Raw genomic sequence first — 12,667 nt, 5'->3', positions numbered from 1 at the left:
ATCGCAGGTAAAACATGAAATATTTTTTCAATACCCGGCTGGGGGAAACCCGTTATCAGCTGGCTGACGGCTCGCTGCTGTGCAAAGACGTGCCGATAGGTCGAACGGGTAAGCAGCTCTACGGCGCTGCCGATCTGCCAAACCTCAAACCCGACAAACTCGGCGAGATAGTCGTAACGCGCTCTCCTGAGCAGGTATTCCATCCGGCCACGCTCGCCTCATTCGAAGGGATGAGCATCACGATCCTGCATCCTGAAGATGAAAACGGGAATGTGCGGCTGGTGAACCCCGAGAACTGGAAAGAGCTTGCGGTCGGGCATCTTCAGAACGTGCGGCGCGGGACAGGTGATCAGTCTGATTTGATGCTGGCTGACCTTATCGTCAAAGACGAAAGCGCCATTCAGCTTATCGAAGATGGCCTGCGCGAAGTGTCGTGTGGCTATGACGCGGAGTACGAGCAGACCGAGCCAGGTAAAGCCGAGCAGGTCGATATTACCGGAAACCATGTGGCTCTTGTCCCTAAAGGCAGAGCCGGAAATCGTTGTGCAATTGGAGACAGAGACACAATGGCAAATCAAAAGAAAAGCTGGTGGACCCGCATGCGCACGGCCATCAAAACGGGTGACGCTGACACCATGAACGAACTGCTGGACTCTGCGCCAGCGGCTGTAACGGGTGATGAAGGGGATCTTCCGAGCGGCGTTAACCTCAACATTAACCTTTCACCGCAGCAACCATTACCGGACAAAAAGCCGGAAATGGGCGGAGAGCCAACCGGCGACGGCGAGGACGATATCAAAACCTTGCTCAAAGCCCTGCTGGCTAAGCTGGAAGGAAATGCGACGGGCGATAACGACAATAAGCCTGGCGAAAATGATAACAAAAACCCGACCGGCGACGACGAGGACAAAGAAGAGGAAACCACGATTACCGGTGACTCTGCCTATCGTGCCGAGGTTATCGTGCCGGGTATCGATCTGAGCCGTAAGGTGAAACCGACCGCGTTCAAACGTGATGTGCTGGCTGCCGCTGACAAAACACTGGTTCGCCAGGTTGTCGGTGATGTGGATATCCGCAAATTGCCCAAGCAATCGGTAGATATGGCGTTTAACGCCGTGTCAGAGATTGCCAAAGGGCGAAACACCCGCACCACCACTGGCGATGCACAACGTCCAAATATGGGCATGACCAGCATCGCTTCCCTGAACAAACAAAACGCCGACTTCTGGTCTAACCGCAAAGGATAATCCAATGACTGCATATCTGTACCTTATGCAACTAATATCTATTAATCAGTGCGTTATCGTTCGGAATCATACGGCGTTACTGGCCTGAACCATAAAAATGACACTCCGAACATGTGCGGATTTATTCGCCGGATTTCGCTTTGATTCGGTACATGAGGGACTAGAAAGAGAATCATGCGCCGTTTGCATTACATGGTAGCCAGAGAGGTGTTGAATGATTGTTAGGCCACTAACTAGCATCGAAGTGAAAAGCGCGAAGGCACAGGGCAAGGATTTCAGTTTGCACGATGGTTTCGGTTTGTTGCTTTACATCACAAGCCGGGGCGGTAAGTCATGGCGTTTTCGGTATGTACACCCGGTAACGAAGAAGAGACAAACCTATACTATTGGACGATACCCGGAGTTTACTTTGTCCGAAGCGAGGGAGGAACGTTCGAAACTGCGCCGTATGGTAGCGCGAGGGATAGATCCGAACGAAGTCAAAAAAGATGCCAGGAATGAACAGCGTAAAATGTACGCGCAGTCATTTCAGGCCGTTGCCGATGAATGGCTAAAAATCAAGATTAAAGAAGGTGCGAGAAGCAACACGCTTGAATCGCACAATGTGACGTTGAAGCATCTTTCCACGATTTTTAGGCATACCACGGTACATAAAATAAACGCAGCCGATACTATTCAGGCTTTTAAACCTTTCAGGGAAAGGCCATCAACGCTTACGAAAATGGTTATTACCATCAACGCCATAATGGATTATGCGGTAAACATTGGGGTTATTGAGCACAACCCGCTATCGAAAATTGGTAAAGCATTCCCGGCTGAAAAAAACGAGCCAAGAGCGACTTTACAGAAAGAGCGGTTGCCCGAATTTTTAAGCGCATGGAACGAGTTGAGCTTATGGGAGCCATCAAAGCTGGCATTATTATTCCAGATCATTACGATGGTCCGGCCTTCGGAGGCTGGCGGCGCTCTCTGGAATGAGATTGATTTTGATAACTCAATCTGGCAAATCCCTGCAAGCCGGATGAAAGGAAAGCGCCCCCACGTAGTCCCATTATCGAGCCAGGCTATAAACGTGCTTAAAGAGGCCGAAAAGTGGAAGCGCTGCGATTATGTTTTCCCCTCATGGCGAAAAGAAAATAAGCCGATCTCACGCTGTGCGACTCAGGCCGGGATACACAAAACGTCGTTTAAAGGGCTGATTGTTCCTCATGGGTTCAGGGCGTTGGCATCTACAGTTTTAAATGACGAGGGGTTCAACCCTGATGTGATTGAGGCTGCACTCGCTCACAAAAGCGCCGATGCGATTCGAAATGTTTATAACCGTAGCGACTATCTGGAAAAACGCCGGGTTTTAATGCAATGGTGGGGGGACTTTATCGAGGCCGCAGAGTGTGGCGAAATACTGGAGACCAGCGGCGATAAGGGCTTGAGGCTGGTTGTGTAAGGCACATCCATTTCTGGATAATCATGATTTCAAACGGGTATAGCTGGCTTTAAGCCAGCTTTTTTTATGCCCAAAGCTAACCGGAATGCGTTTTTTTTATTCAAATCATATATAATTATATCGAATATATAATGAGGTTTTTATGTCCATATCTAACAGTGATATTTTGCTCAAAGTCGAAGTTAAAGCCCGTCTACGCTACCGTTCTGATTCTGCGTTCTATGAATTTCTGAAGGATGAGGGGAACGGCTTTCCGATGCCCTTCAAAGTTGGCGGCCGCAATTGCTGGTATCGCGATGAGGTGGAGGCGTGGATCGGAAGACAGAGCCAAAAGCGCGGAATCTGTAGTGAGTGAGATCCAGAGCGATAGACAAGGCTTGTTACCTGAGAGGGGCAAGCCTTTTTTATTGTCAGTTCCCAGCAACGGTAACTTACACAGGCCAGCCAGAGAAAGGCATCAAATAGGGCAGTAGTGGAATGTTTATAGAAAAATGCTCAAAGGTGTTCATAGTGTTCATAGTGTTCATAGGTTGGCGGTTATTACTATCGCCGGTGGTTAGGCAACCCTTTTAAAGGGTTGAGCCTTTGCACAACTCATTAAGGGTTACGCAAAACAGCACCTCATCAAGAGGGCCAGTCACCTACAAAAATTTTGTGGGTCAGTGTTTGTGCGGGACTCAAAGGCCAGCGCAACACAACCCCGAATCATCGTGGCAGTTCACAGCATTACGGGGAGTAACCCTGTTCATCCAAAGAGAAGGCGCGGGATTTAAAATGGTTTCTTCTGGCTGGCGGTCAACGCTCAGATTTGAGCTTCGGGCTGCAAGTTACCGATGGCATGAACGGTTCGCTGCTGGTGGCTCTCGATCTCCTGAAATTTCAGGGGATGGCTGGGAAATGATTTTATCTCCCAACTTTTCGGGAGATTGAATACGAGCAGTTCGCTCCCTGCGTATCGGCTTCGTTTCTGGGTCATTCGCGTTTCGTTTCTGGTGGATTCGCATTCGCAATTTGTCCGTGAAGCCTTATCCGGCCTGCTTTGAGCGGTGCTCTCTCTTTGCGAATTCGCAGTTCCATTCGCACTTTGATTCGCAGTTTTGAAATGTTCCCATTCCGGGGGCATGGACGATTCGACAGGTGTTACAAACGTTGGTGGTGAAATATCTTCTTGCGCTGGCGGGCGGGGTGTGGTTATGATTATTTCGCACCTCACAAAACGGGTGCCGGGCGTGAGAACCCGGATAAGGTCAAAGGCGACAACAGACGCCTATCGCGTCTTTTTTTGTCGCAATGTCAGTACCCCCATATGTAGCGGCGCAGATCCGCGCACAGAATCAATGGTGGCGCTGGCAGGGCAGCTTTCGGGCTGGCCGGTTCCCTTTGACGCCGGTATTCTCACCCCTGTCAGTGTCACCACCCTTTAGAGCGTGAGAACTCAGGTGGTGGCTCCTTAAATTAGTCAAAGGAGATCATCATCATGATGACTATCCCTACCCTCACTCAAACAAAATTCACCTGGCGCTTTCTCGCGCTTAATCGCCACGATAAAAAAGCCAAACCTTGCCGTCTGTCCGTTGAGGCTACGACCGAACGCGAAGCACGCCGCATCCTTGCGCCGCACTTTATTTTGTCTCTGGCCGCACGTCTGCCAGTGCCGGAGGTGCGCCGTGTTTAACCTCCAGACTCTGACAGCCAAAGCCCGCGAGCTGCGCGGCAATGTCGTTAAAGCGGCGAGCACAAAGGGTAGTCGCACCATGACCCCTGTCTATGACCGCGACGAGCAGCGCAAGCTACGCGAGCGCATCCAGCAGACGCAACCGGATTGGGTATTGCTCTGGTGGGATATTGCGACCGTAACCGGCTGGCGTACCAGCGACGTTTGCAACCTGCGCTATTCCTGCGTCAATTGGGAAACGGGACAGGCGACAATTATCGTTGCGAAGCAGACCAAAGCCGCCGAAGCGCGGGCAACCCGCAAAGGTATTGAAATTGTGCGCCAGCAGCGCAAGGACGCCGCACGGCTCGCCGCTGACCATATCGCCTACATGAAGTGGGATAGCATCGGTTGTGACGAACTGGCCGCCGATATGAACGACGAGGAACAGGCGATTGTGTTCGAGCTGGTGGCAAAGGCTGACGTCAAGCACGACACCAAACAGTTACCGCCTGGCATTATCAAGCGGCTGCGTGACCGTCAGGATCGGAATCTGGTGGAGGACGACCTGGTATTTTCCCGCTCTCAAATCGAAAGTAACCGTTGTCAACGTCTGGAAGGTAGCGTGACCCGCCAAACCATCTGGCGAAAACTTCATGGCGTAATGGTGTGGTTTACCCGCTTCATCAACGCCAAGCTGCGCCTTAGCGCGTACTCAAGCCGCAAAATAGCAGCGTTTAACCTCATGTCTGCCGGAGGCGATCAGGGCTTGCTGGTGGCTTCTGAAATGCTGGGGCATAGCAACCCGGCAATTACCCGCACTTACTTACAGCTTGGTAGCAAAGCGTCCGCGATCCAGTCCCGTTTAGCGATGGAGGTCACAGCATGAGCACAAAAAACACAGTCATTGAAGCGGAAGTGATTCCAACCATTACCGACGCTGCCATAGCAGTTCGCTATGCCAATGAATTGCTTGAGTTGTGGATGCTTCATCTTGATAAGCCGCTGCGAGATGCAAATCCGCAAGCTGGCGCACGATTCAGGACGCTGATCAGCGAATTAAGACACGCCACCATAAGAACGGAATGCCGGTTTAATCGTCTTGTGAATCAGAGGGAGGGGAAAGCATGAGTATTTATAACGATCTGGTTAAAACAAGTTTCCCTGATGCCAGCAAAGAAAAGCTGGATGAAATCTATAGCAATAGCAGTGATGCGCTATCAGGAATTCTTACTGGTCTGGAGTCGGTTGGTAATCTTATGTTTTGGGCGACGGATAATGATTCATGTAATTACAGTGAAGAAATGGCAGCTAATGATTTACGGAATATTGGCGACATGCTGATGAATATCATGCCTATTGCCCGTGCCTTACAGGATAACAGCGCTAATGCAAAGGCTCAGTTACGAACAATGGAGCGCCGCGCCGGGGATAAGCTGCCAGTCAAAGACAGCGACGAGCAGAACAGTAATTAATTTAATCGGGTATTAAACCATGAAAAAGAAATTAACTGGCTTTGGTGCCAGAGGCTTCTCTCATCCTGTGATCTGCAAAGGCGACAAATGGAAGGATAAACGAGGCTGCCTGGTGACGGTGGAAAGTTACCGATTCAACAGAGTGACATTTTATCGGGATGGCTACGCATCGCCGTGTGTGCAGTCGGATTTGCGATTTTTGAAAGAGTTTCAGCCAGTGGATGAGGTTAAGCCGTGAAAGATAATTTTATTAATGATGTGCGCGTCAAGGCGACCGGTCACTGGCAGCCAATTTTTGAACGGCTCGGTATTCCAACTAATCGCAGCGAGGGACCATGCCCGGCTTGCGGTGGCAATACCCGATACCGCTTTGACGACAAGGACGGGCGAGGCACTTACTTTTGCTCACATTGTGGCGCAGGTACGGGGCTGGATCTGGTGATGAAGGTCAGGCAGTGCGGTGCACGTGAGGCGGCTGTGATGGTGGCGGAAGTGATGGCGTTGCCGTTGCCGGAACAGAAGCCAGCCAGAGAGAAGCCTCAAACGGACATAGCCAGCAAGGTAGCCTGTCTAGCTGCCAAAACTGCGCCGGGGCAGTCTGACTACCTCACATCAAAGGGGCTACAACGCCCCTTCCCGCTACTGTCTGATGGCTCGATGTTGATCACGTTGACGAACGTCGCAGGGGCGATTACCGGTGCTCAGATCATTAAGCCAGATGGTAGTAAGCGGCTGGTGGCCGGAACGGTGAAGAAAGGCTCCTTCTGTGTGGTTAACTCCGCTGAAAATACGGAAACGGTTGTGATATCCGAAGGGCTGGCGACAGCGATATCCGTTCAACAATTGCGACAAATTGCGACAATTATTGCCGCAATTGACGCCGGGAACCTCCCCGCCGTTGCCATGGCGATGCGCCAGCGTTACCCGAACGCGCAGATCATCATTGCCGCAGATAACGACCAGAGCAGCGAAAGTGACGGAATTGAAGGAGTGAAAGTTAACACTGGCAAGGAGGCCGCAGAGAAAGCCGCGAAAGCCGTTTCTGGCTGGGTTTCCATGCCACCAGTGGACTATAAAGCGGACTGGAACGACTACCACCAGCAATACGGACTCGAAGCGGCCACAGCAGCATTTAACGACTCAATGTACCAACCGGAGGGTAAGAAAGTGGGTGCGACACTGACAGCTATCGACGGTGGCAAGAAAAAACTTGGTATCGACGACGATCTGAAACCGCGAGTAGAGAGCCGTGCGGATGGCATTCACTGGATCACCCCGAAAGTGGACAAAGACACAGGGGAAATTATCAATACCGAGGCGTGGCTATGCTCTCCGCTGGAGATTGCTGGTGCGGGGAGTGATAACGCCAGACAGCGCTTTCTGATCCTGCGTTGGGACGTCCCCGGCAACCGGGGGCAAGTTACCCGGGCGCTTCCATGGGAGGACATTGGCGACCGTGAGGGATGGCGCACGCTGAAAAACGGCGGTGTCAGTGTAACGACCAAACCATCGTTGCGGGCGATTCTGGCCGACTGGCTACAACGAACCGGTAGCGGCAAGGAATGGCAGATCAGCCACACCACAGGCTGGCACAGCGGCGCGTACATCATGCCGGATGGTGATGTTATTGGTGAGCCAGAGATACCGCTGTTATTCAGTGGTCGGAGTGCGGCGGCTGGTGGCTATACCGTCAGTGGAACGCCGGAAAGCTGGCGTGATTCGGTGGCGCGCCTTGCGCTGGGCAACCCGTCAATGATGCTGGGCGTTGCTGCTGCGCTTTCTGCGCCGCTGATCGGGCTTGTTGGCGCTGACGGGTTCGGCGTGCATCTTTTCGAACAGTCCAGCGCAGGGAAGACAACGACCGCCAACATTGCCAGCAGTTTATACGGTGAACCGGATGCCTTGCGCCTTACCTGGTACGGTACAGCGCTGGGTATCGCCAACGAAGCGGAAGCGCATAACGACAGCCTGTTACCGCTGGATGAAGTGGGGCAGGGCAGTAGCGCCAAAGACGTTGCTACGTCTGCTTACACGCTGTTTAACGGTGCCGGAAAGCTACAGGGGGCCAAGGAGGGCGGCAACCGTGAGTTAAAGCGCTGGCGTACCGTGGCGATCAGTACCGGGGAAATGGACATTGAGACGTTTCTTTCTGCTGGTGGGCTGAAAGTTAAGGCCGGGCAACTGGTGCGACTGCTTAATTTACCGATGGAGAAATCCGTATCGCACCATGAGTACCAGAACGGCAAGCAGCACGCTGACGCACTCAAAGAGGCATACCAGACGAACCACGGAGCCGCAGGTCGTGAATGGATTAAATGGCTTGCAGGCCACCAGCAGGAGGTAAAACAAGCTGTCAGAGCGGCGCAAGAGCGCTGGCGTGGCCTTATCCCTGCTGATTATGGTGAACAGGTTCACCGTGTAGGCGAGCGGTTCGCCATTCTGGAGGCGGCGTTGGTGCTGGGAATGCCTGTCACGGGTTGGGGGGAGCAGGAAAGCCGGGACGCTATCCAGCATGGCTTTAACGCCTGGGTAAAAGAGTTCGGCACGGGGAACCGTGAGCATAAGCAGATCATTGAGCAGGCGGAGGCGTTTCTTAATGCCTACGGCCTGAGCCGTTTCGCGCCATTCCCGTATAGCCCGGCTGACATGCCTATTCGGGATTTAGCCGGATACCGTCAGAAAGGCGAGCATGACGAAAGCCCCGTAGTGTTCTACACCTTTCCGGCTGCGTTCGAAAAGGAGATAGCGCAGGGCTTTAATGCGAAACAGTTTGCCCGTGTGCTGGCCGGGGCTGGGGTACTGAAACCGCCAGCCAGCGGAAGGGGATATCAGCGTAAATCCCCGCGAATTGATGGACGCCAGATAAACGTTTATGTGCTCCAGCTACGCCCCGACGAGATAGAGGGCGAAGAATAAAAACACACATACGAGATGTTTTTTTGTTGGTTCAGTTGGTTCAGTAACCACTTAATTAATGTAAGTGTATGTATTTAATGTGTTTGCATTCTCATAAGTGAACCAACACTGAACCAACAAACGCCCATTTTGAACCAACAAATGCCGCTATTGAACCAACGCCCTTTTCTGGCTGGCCTGTAAATCTTTCCCACTGAACCAACACGAAAATAGCGTTTGTTGGTTCAAAACGGGGCTTTGTTGGTTCACTCCGAAAGAAATAATCCTTATAAAACAATAATCTTTACAAATTGAACCAACTGAACCGACTGAACCAACATGTTTTTGCTTATCTATAGAGTTTTTTCGGAGAGTAATTACGAATTTGGAGGGGCATCGCCTAAGCGACAGTATGCGGAAACGGCAACTTTGCGGAGCGGAAAAGAAAAAGCCCGCGCTGGAGAGGCGAGGGCTTTTGTTAACCATGTTTATGCAATCACACAATGGTGGATCACCGTCATAGTATCACGTCGATTTATCATTTCAATATACGCAATGATATTTACTAACATTGCAATTTATGCAATGATCAGAATTTAAACAACGCAAAAGGTTATGAACAATGAAACAGATAACCAATGTTAATCTGGAAAGTGATAACGCTGGTGGTACAGTCGAGGTGACTTACTCCGATGATACGTTTGAAAGGCTGACCTGTTCGCTGCCTGTGGCTCTCGTCATTGCGAATCTTGCAACGACGCTTAAGCAGGAACGTGCAACACGCATTGCAACCGGCGACCGCCTGCGCCGGATGTACACACGCGATAGTGACATGATTACCCGCAGCGGCAGCGGCGCTTCCTCGACCTCCACCGCGCCAACGTCAATGGACGCTGAATTTATGCGCCTGGTACGCGCTGTAGCACCAAAGTATGACAACGCCCTTCCTGATACCGATCCTCGCCTTGTTGCGCTTGATGTGCTGCGTTACGCACCCGCTGAGGCATTCAGTGCGGTACACCCGACCCCGCTATCAGAGATTCAGCTTGATCAGGCTATCGACGTTCTGGAACAGGTTGGCGACTACATGCGAGTTAACAACGTTTCACCGAAGATTCTCACCACAGGCGACGCCATTCGCAGCATTAACACCGACAACGCCAGTTTCTGGCGTCGCACGAAGTAAGGAGCAATGAGCATGGCTATTTATGACCCGAAATTAGCAGCAGGAAACCCGCAAAGCGCCGGGCGTAAACTCTTTGGCCGTGAACAGGCCGAGCAATTGCGGATGCGTAACAACTTCAACAACGAATGCCGCAATCTGGAAAAAGTCAACGAAGCGAATGCAAAGTTCTGGAGTGAACAGGATGAAAAAGCCAAACGTTAAGCCGGTATTACTCTCTGGCGACCAGTTCGCCGCAATCTGCAAGATCCAGGAGCGCGAACGCCAGCGCTCCGATATTGGCGTCGCGCCGTCTGTCCATCAAATTGCCCGCGGGCTGGTGGCTAAGGCGCTGGCATCAATGGCCGTTGAAGGGAATGCGTGATGGATATTCTTTCGACGCTGTTTAAGTTGTCAAAGCGACAGATCGGGATAATGGTTCCCGATGTTGTCGTATCGGAAAAACACAGCGATTCACTGGAGATTACCGAACACCCTGTAGAGCGCCCTACGGAATCAGGAGCCGGGGTGGTTGCTGATCACGCCTACAAGCGCCCGTGTGAAGTCACAATGGAATGTGGCTTCGCTGGTGGTGGTTCGCTACTCGATGCCTTTGATACCCGGACGATAGGTTTTTCCACCCCGTTAAACGCCATGTCTCCCCGCGACGTTTACGCTGCGTTTCTCGATATGCAGCAAAAGCGAGAGCTGTTAAGCGTGACAACCGGAAAGCGCATTTATAAAAACATGCTGATCAGGGGCATTGAGGTGACGACAGACAAGACGACTGAAAACGTCTTGTCGATAACCTTAACCCTGCGCGAGGTTATTCTCACATCCACCCAAAAAATACAGGTAGCGGCTAAAGCGGATATGGCGCTGGGAGAAAATACCGCCGCATCGAAAAACGCCGGCACTAAGTCGCTAACCCCCCCTGATACTTCTCTGGCCGCAAGCATTAATAATTTTCTTTCTGGCGTTCCCGGTGATGCCCTTAGCGCAATTGGCATCCCGCTCGCTAAACCATAATCAGAGGCAGCCATATGCAGATTAATGAAATTCCACTAACTGGCGGCAATCAGAAGTTCCGTATTGACCTGGGCGGCACGACTTACACACTGCGCACAACATGGCGTGATGTTGCTGGCTGGATCATGGACGTAATGGACGCTGACGGAGAGCCAATTCTTATGGGTGTACCCGTCATTCCCGGCGTTAATTTGCTGGAGCAATACCCGCATTTGGGTATCAATGGTGCCATGTTGCTGATCGGTGCAAAAGATGCCCCGGAGTACCCGGGCGCAAATACGCTGGGTAGCCAGCATCGTTTAACATTCATTCAGGAATAGAGCATGTCAACAAACTGGATGCGTCATTTCGAATTGCAGCTTATTGATGATAAGGGGCAGGGCATTGTCCTGAGCGACTTCAAAGTTACTTTTAGTATACAGCGTAACGATAACCGCTGGCCTGCTTATGCCGATGTGAAAATCTACAATCTTTCGACTGAGACACAAAATAAAATCCTGAGCCAGGAATTTAGCCGTATCGTTATTATTGCCGGTTATGACGGGCTTGACGTCAGTCAGAGCGATGTTGTGCCAGCCAGTGAGGTAGGCAAGGTTCGCTACATCGATGATAACTCTGACGGGCGCAATGACGATTCAAACTATGGCGTCATTTTTAGCGGAGATATCACATTTTCGGTCACAGGGAAGGAAAATATCACCGATTCCTACATCATCATCGTCGCCAACGATGGAGAAAAGGCTTTCAGGGAAGCAACTATTTGCGCCACCCTCGAAAAGGGGTACACGCTGCGCGATGAATACAACATGCTGATGCGTTACCTTGAGCCATTCGGTATTAAAAAGGGTGTTGAACCTGTTTTCCCTGATACGGTTTACCCCCGTGGCGCTTCATACTATGGAACGGTTGCGGAATACCTTTCCGAACTTGCCGCCGATCTCAATGCAACATGGCAATTCAGCTATGGAAAAATCGACTTTATCCAGGAGGAATATGCCAGAAAGGCGGTGGTAGTTCTCAATGCTGATACCGGGCTGGTGGGTATGCCACAGCAGACTATCGGCGCTGGCGTTAATGTCACCTGCTTTATCAACTCAAAAATTCAGTTGCATAGCCTTATCCAACTGGATCAGGCGTCAGTGTATCGTGCGCAACTGAGTAACGAGCAGGTGTTACAATCCGGTGGCATCCGTGAGCAGGAGATAAACGGCAATCTGGTGACGACTGGCCTTGCGCAGAAAGAGGCACCCGCCAGCATCGCGACGGACGGCGTTTACATCGTGCGCTATATAAGCTATCGCGGCGATACTCGCGGGCAGAACTGGTATATGGAAATGGCTTGTGAGGCGCGAGGTGCGCAGGATGGCATTTCAGATTCCACAGTTAATAAATGGTTATGATATGAAAAATTGTATTCTTATTTTAGCTGCTCTCATTTCGACTAACGTTATGGCTAAAGTCAACAGTGTTACATCGCAATGTGGAAATTTCACTTTAGTTGCGAAAGTTGGCGAATTAACAACAGTTAATGGTGAAACCGTCACGTCACAAAAAATTACTGAGATTGGTAAAAATGGATTAAGGGTACAAATGACCCTTATGCCAGCACGTGACGGAAATATGTACGGCTTTGAATATATTCGCCCAGATGGCGATAGCAAACGCCGTTGGCTTAATGTCGAACTTATTCGCACGAACATGGATCAGCCGCGCATTATTGGTTCTTTCGATTGCAAGAACACAGCGGGGTAAGGCGGGGAT

General features: G+C 51.2%; 16 protein-coding genes. All 16 read left to right on the top strand.

Annotated features, from left to right (window positions below; genetic code table 11):
• The first annotated feature begins 14 nt into the window (after nt 1–14).
• Nucleotides 15–1,247, top strand: coding sequence for a DUF2213 domain-containing protein (locus tag H7R56_RS19550; RefSeq protein WP_182928345.1), 1,233 nt, complete (start codon nt 15–17; stop codon nt 1,245–1,247).
• Nucleotides 1,248–1,461: 214 nt separating this feature from the next.
• The gene (locus tag H7R56_RS19545) at nt 1,462–2,691 is read left to right on the top strand and encodes an integrase arm-type DNA-binding domain-containing protein (protein WP_125363670.1); all 1,230 of its coding nucleotides are present in this window, start codon (nt 1,462–1,464) and stop codon (nt 2,689–2,691) included.
• A 1,121-nt stretch (nt 2,692–3,812) separates the two neighbouring features.
• On the top strand, nt 3,813–4,115 hold the full coding sequence (locus tag H7R56_RS19535) for an ash family protein (protein ID WP_320108815.1): 303 nt from the start codon (nt 3,813–3,815) through the stop codon (nt 4,113–4,115).
• 53 nt (nt 4,116–4,168) lie between these two features.
• Nucleotides 4,169–4,366 (top strand): host cell division inhibitor Icd-like protein, encoded by a 198-nt coding sequence (locus H7R56_RS19530; RefSeq protein ID WP_227674723.1) that lies wholly within the window; start codon nt 4,169–4,171, stop codon nt 4,364–4,366.
• Nucleotides 4,359–5,234, top strand: a complete 876-nt coding sequence (locus H7R56_RS19525) for a site-specific integrase (protein ID WP_182928374.1) — start codon at nt 4,359–4,361, stop codon at nt 5,232–5,234. The genes H7R56_RS19530 and H7R56_RS19525 overlap by 8 nt, the downstream gene beginning before the upstream one ends.
• Nucleotides 5,231–5,476: a hypothetical protein gene (locus tag H7R56_RS19520; RefSeq protein ID WP_182928373.1), complete on the top strand. Its 246-nt coding sequence runs from the start codon at nt 5,231–5,233 to the stop codon at nt 5,474–5,476. Before H7R56_RS19525 ends, H7R56_RS19520 begins: the two co-directional genes overlap by 4 nt.
• Complete coding sequence (locus tag H7R56_RS19515) at nt 5,473–5,820, top strand: ubiquinol-cytochrome C reductase (RefSeq protein WP_182928372.1); 348 nt, start codon at nt 5,473–5,475, stop codon at nt 5,818–5,820. Before H7R56_RS19520 ends, H7R56_RS19515 begins: the two co-directional genes overlap by 4 nt.
• Nucleotides 5,821–5,839: 19 nt before the next feature.
• Nucleotides 5,840–6,058, top strand: a complete 219-nt coding sequence (locus tag H7R56_RS19510; protein ID WP_074139164.1) for a DUF4222 domain-containing protein — start codon at nt 5,840–5,842, stop codon at nt 6,056–6,058.
• Complete coding sequence (locus H7R56_RS19505; protein WP_182928371.1) at nt 6,055–8,736, top strand: TOPRIM and DUF927 domain-containing protein; 2,682 nt, start codon at nt 6,055–6,057, stop codon at nt 8,734–8,736. The genes H7R56_RS19510 and H7R56_RS19505 overlap by 4 nt, the downstream gene beginning before the upstream one ends.
• 601 nt (nt 8,737–9,337) lie before the next feature.
• Complete coding sequence (locus tag H7R56_RS19500; protein WP_182928370.1) at nt 9,338–9,901, top strand: XRE family transcriptional regulator; 564 nt, start codon at nt 9,338–9,340, stop codon at nt 9,899–9,901.
• Nucleotides 9,902–9,913: 12 nt separating this feature from the next.
• The gene (locus H7R56_RS19495) at nt 9,914–10,102 is read left to right on the top strand and encodes a hypothetical protein (protein ID WP_224776483.1); all 189 of its coding nucleotides are present in this window, start codon (nt 9,914–9,916) and stop codon (nt 10,100–10,102) included.
• A complete protein-coding gene (locus H7R56_RS19490; RefSeq protein WP_044702592.1) occupies nt 10,083–10,262 on the top strand; it encodes a hypothetical protein in 180 nt (59 codons plus the stop codon). Before H7R56_RS19495 ends, H7R56_RS19490 begins: the two co-directional genes overlap by 20 nt.
• On the top strand, nt 10,262–10,906 hold the full coding sequence (locus tag H7R56_RS19485; RefSeq protein WP_182928369.1) for a phage baseplate protein: 645 nt from the start codon (nt 10,262–10,264) through the stop codon (nt 10,904–10,906). The genes H7R56_RS19490 and H7R56_RS19485 overlap by 1 nt, the downstream gene beginning before the upstream one ends.
• Nucleotides 10,907–10,920: 14 nt before the next feature.
• Nucleotides 10,921–11,226, top strand: a complete 306-nt coding sequence (locus H7R56_RS19480; protein ID WP_044702589.1) for a phage baseplate plug family protein — start codon at nt 10,921–10,923, stop codon at nt 11,224–11,226.
• A gap of 3 nt (nt 11,227–11,229) precedes the next feature.
• Nucleotides 11,230–12,306 carry a hypothetical protein gene (locus tag H7R56_RS19475; protein ID WP_182928368.1) on the top strand — a complete coding sequence of 359 codons (1,077 nt, stop codon included), beginning with the start codon at nt 11,230–11,232 and terminating at the stop codon, nt 12,304–12,306.
• A complete protein-coding gene (locus H7R56_RS19470; RefSeq protein ID WP_318169352.1) occupies nt 12,269–12,658 on the top strand; it encodes a hypothetical protein in 390 nt (129 codons plus the stop codon). The genes H7R56_RS19475 and H7R56_RS19470 overlap by 38 nt, the downstream gene beginning before the upstream one ends.
• Nucleotides 12,659–12,667: the final 9 nt, after the last annotated feature.

Origin of the sequence: Klebsiella sp. WP3-W18-ESBL-02, assembly GCF_014168815.1 — a bacterium.
Lineage (GTDB): Bacteria > Pseudomonadota > Gammaproteobacteria > Enterobacterales > Enterobacteriaceae > Kluyvera > Kluyvera ascorbata_B.
Note: the sequence above shows the minus strand (reverse complement) of the source record. Positions and strands in the feature narration are given on the sequence as shown.

What these genes read in the sequence shown, in the direction of transcription:
- H7R56_RS19530 (WP_227674723.1), top strand. Translation starts at nt 4,169, where the DNA reads ATGATGACTATCCCTACCCTCACTCAAACAAAATTCACCTGGCGCTTT.
- H7R56_RS19535 (WP_320108815.1), top strand. Translation starts at nt 3,813, where the DNA reads ATGGACGATTCGACAGGTGTTACAAACGTTGGTGGTGAAATATCTTCT.
- H7R56_RS19475 (WP_182928368.1), top strand. Translation starts at nt 11,230, where the DNA reads ATGTCAACAAACTGGATGCGTCATTTCGAATTGCAGCTTATTGATGAT.
- H7R56_RS19500 (WP_182928370.1), top strand. Translation starts at nt 9,338, where the DNA reads ATGAAACAGATAACCAATGTTAATCTGGAAAGTGATAACGCTGGTGGT.
- H7R56_RS19520 (WP_182928373.1), top strand. Translation starts at nt 5,231, where the DNA reads ATGAGCACAAAAAACACAGTCATTGAAGCGGAAGTGATTCCAACCATT.
- H7R56_RS19550 (WP_182928345.1), top strand. Translation starts at nt 15, where the DNA reads ATGAAATATTTTTTCAATACCCGGCTGGGGGAAACCCGTTATCAGCTG.
- H7R56_RS19470 (WP_318169352.1), top strand. Translation starts at nt 12,269, where the DNA reads ATGGCATTTCAGATTCCACAGTTAATAAATGGTTATGATATGAAAAAT.
- H7R56_RS19545 (WP_125363670.1), top strand. Translation starts at nt 1,462, where the DNA reads ATGATTGTTAGGCCACTAACTAGCATCGAAGTGAAAAGCGCGAAGGCA.
- H7R56_RS19485 (WP_182928369.1), top strand. Translation starts at nt 10,262, where the DNA reads ATGGATATTCTTTCGACGCTGTTTAAGTTGTCAAAGCGACAGATCGGG.
- H7R56_RS19480 (WP_044702589.1), top strand. Translation starts at nt 10,921, where the DNA reads ATGCAGATTAATGAAATTCCACTAACTGGCGGCAATCAGAAGTTCCGT.
- H7R56_RS19490 (WP_044702592.1), top strand. Translation starts at nt 10,083, where the DNA reads ATGAAAAAGCCAAACGTTAAGCCGGTATTACTCTCTGGCGACCAGTTC.
- H7R56_RS19515 (WP_182928372.1), top strand. Translation starts at nt 5,473, where the DNA reads ATGAGTATTTATAACGATCTGGTTAAAACAAGTTTCCCTGATGCCAGC.
- H7R56_RS19510 (WP_074139164.1), top strand. Translation starts at nt 5,840, where the DNA reads ATGAAAAAGAAATTAACTGGCTTTGGTGCCAGAGGCTTCTCTCATCCT.
- H7R56_RS19495 (WP_224776483.1), top strand. Translation starts at nt 9,914, where the DNA reads ATGGCTATTTATGACCCGAAATTAGCAGCAGGAAACCCGCAAAGCGCC.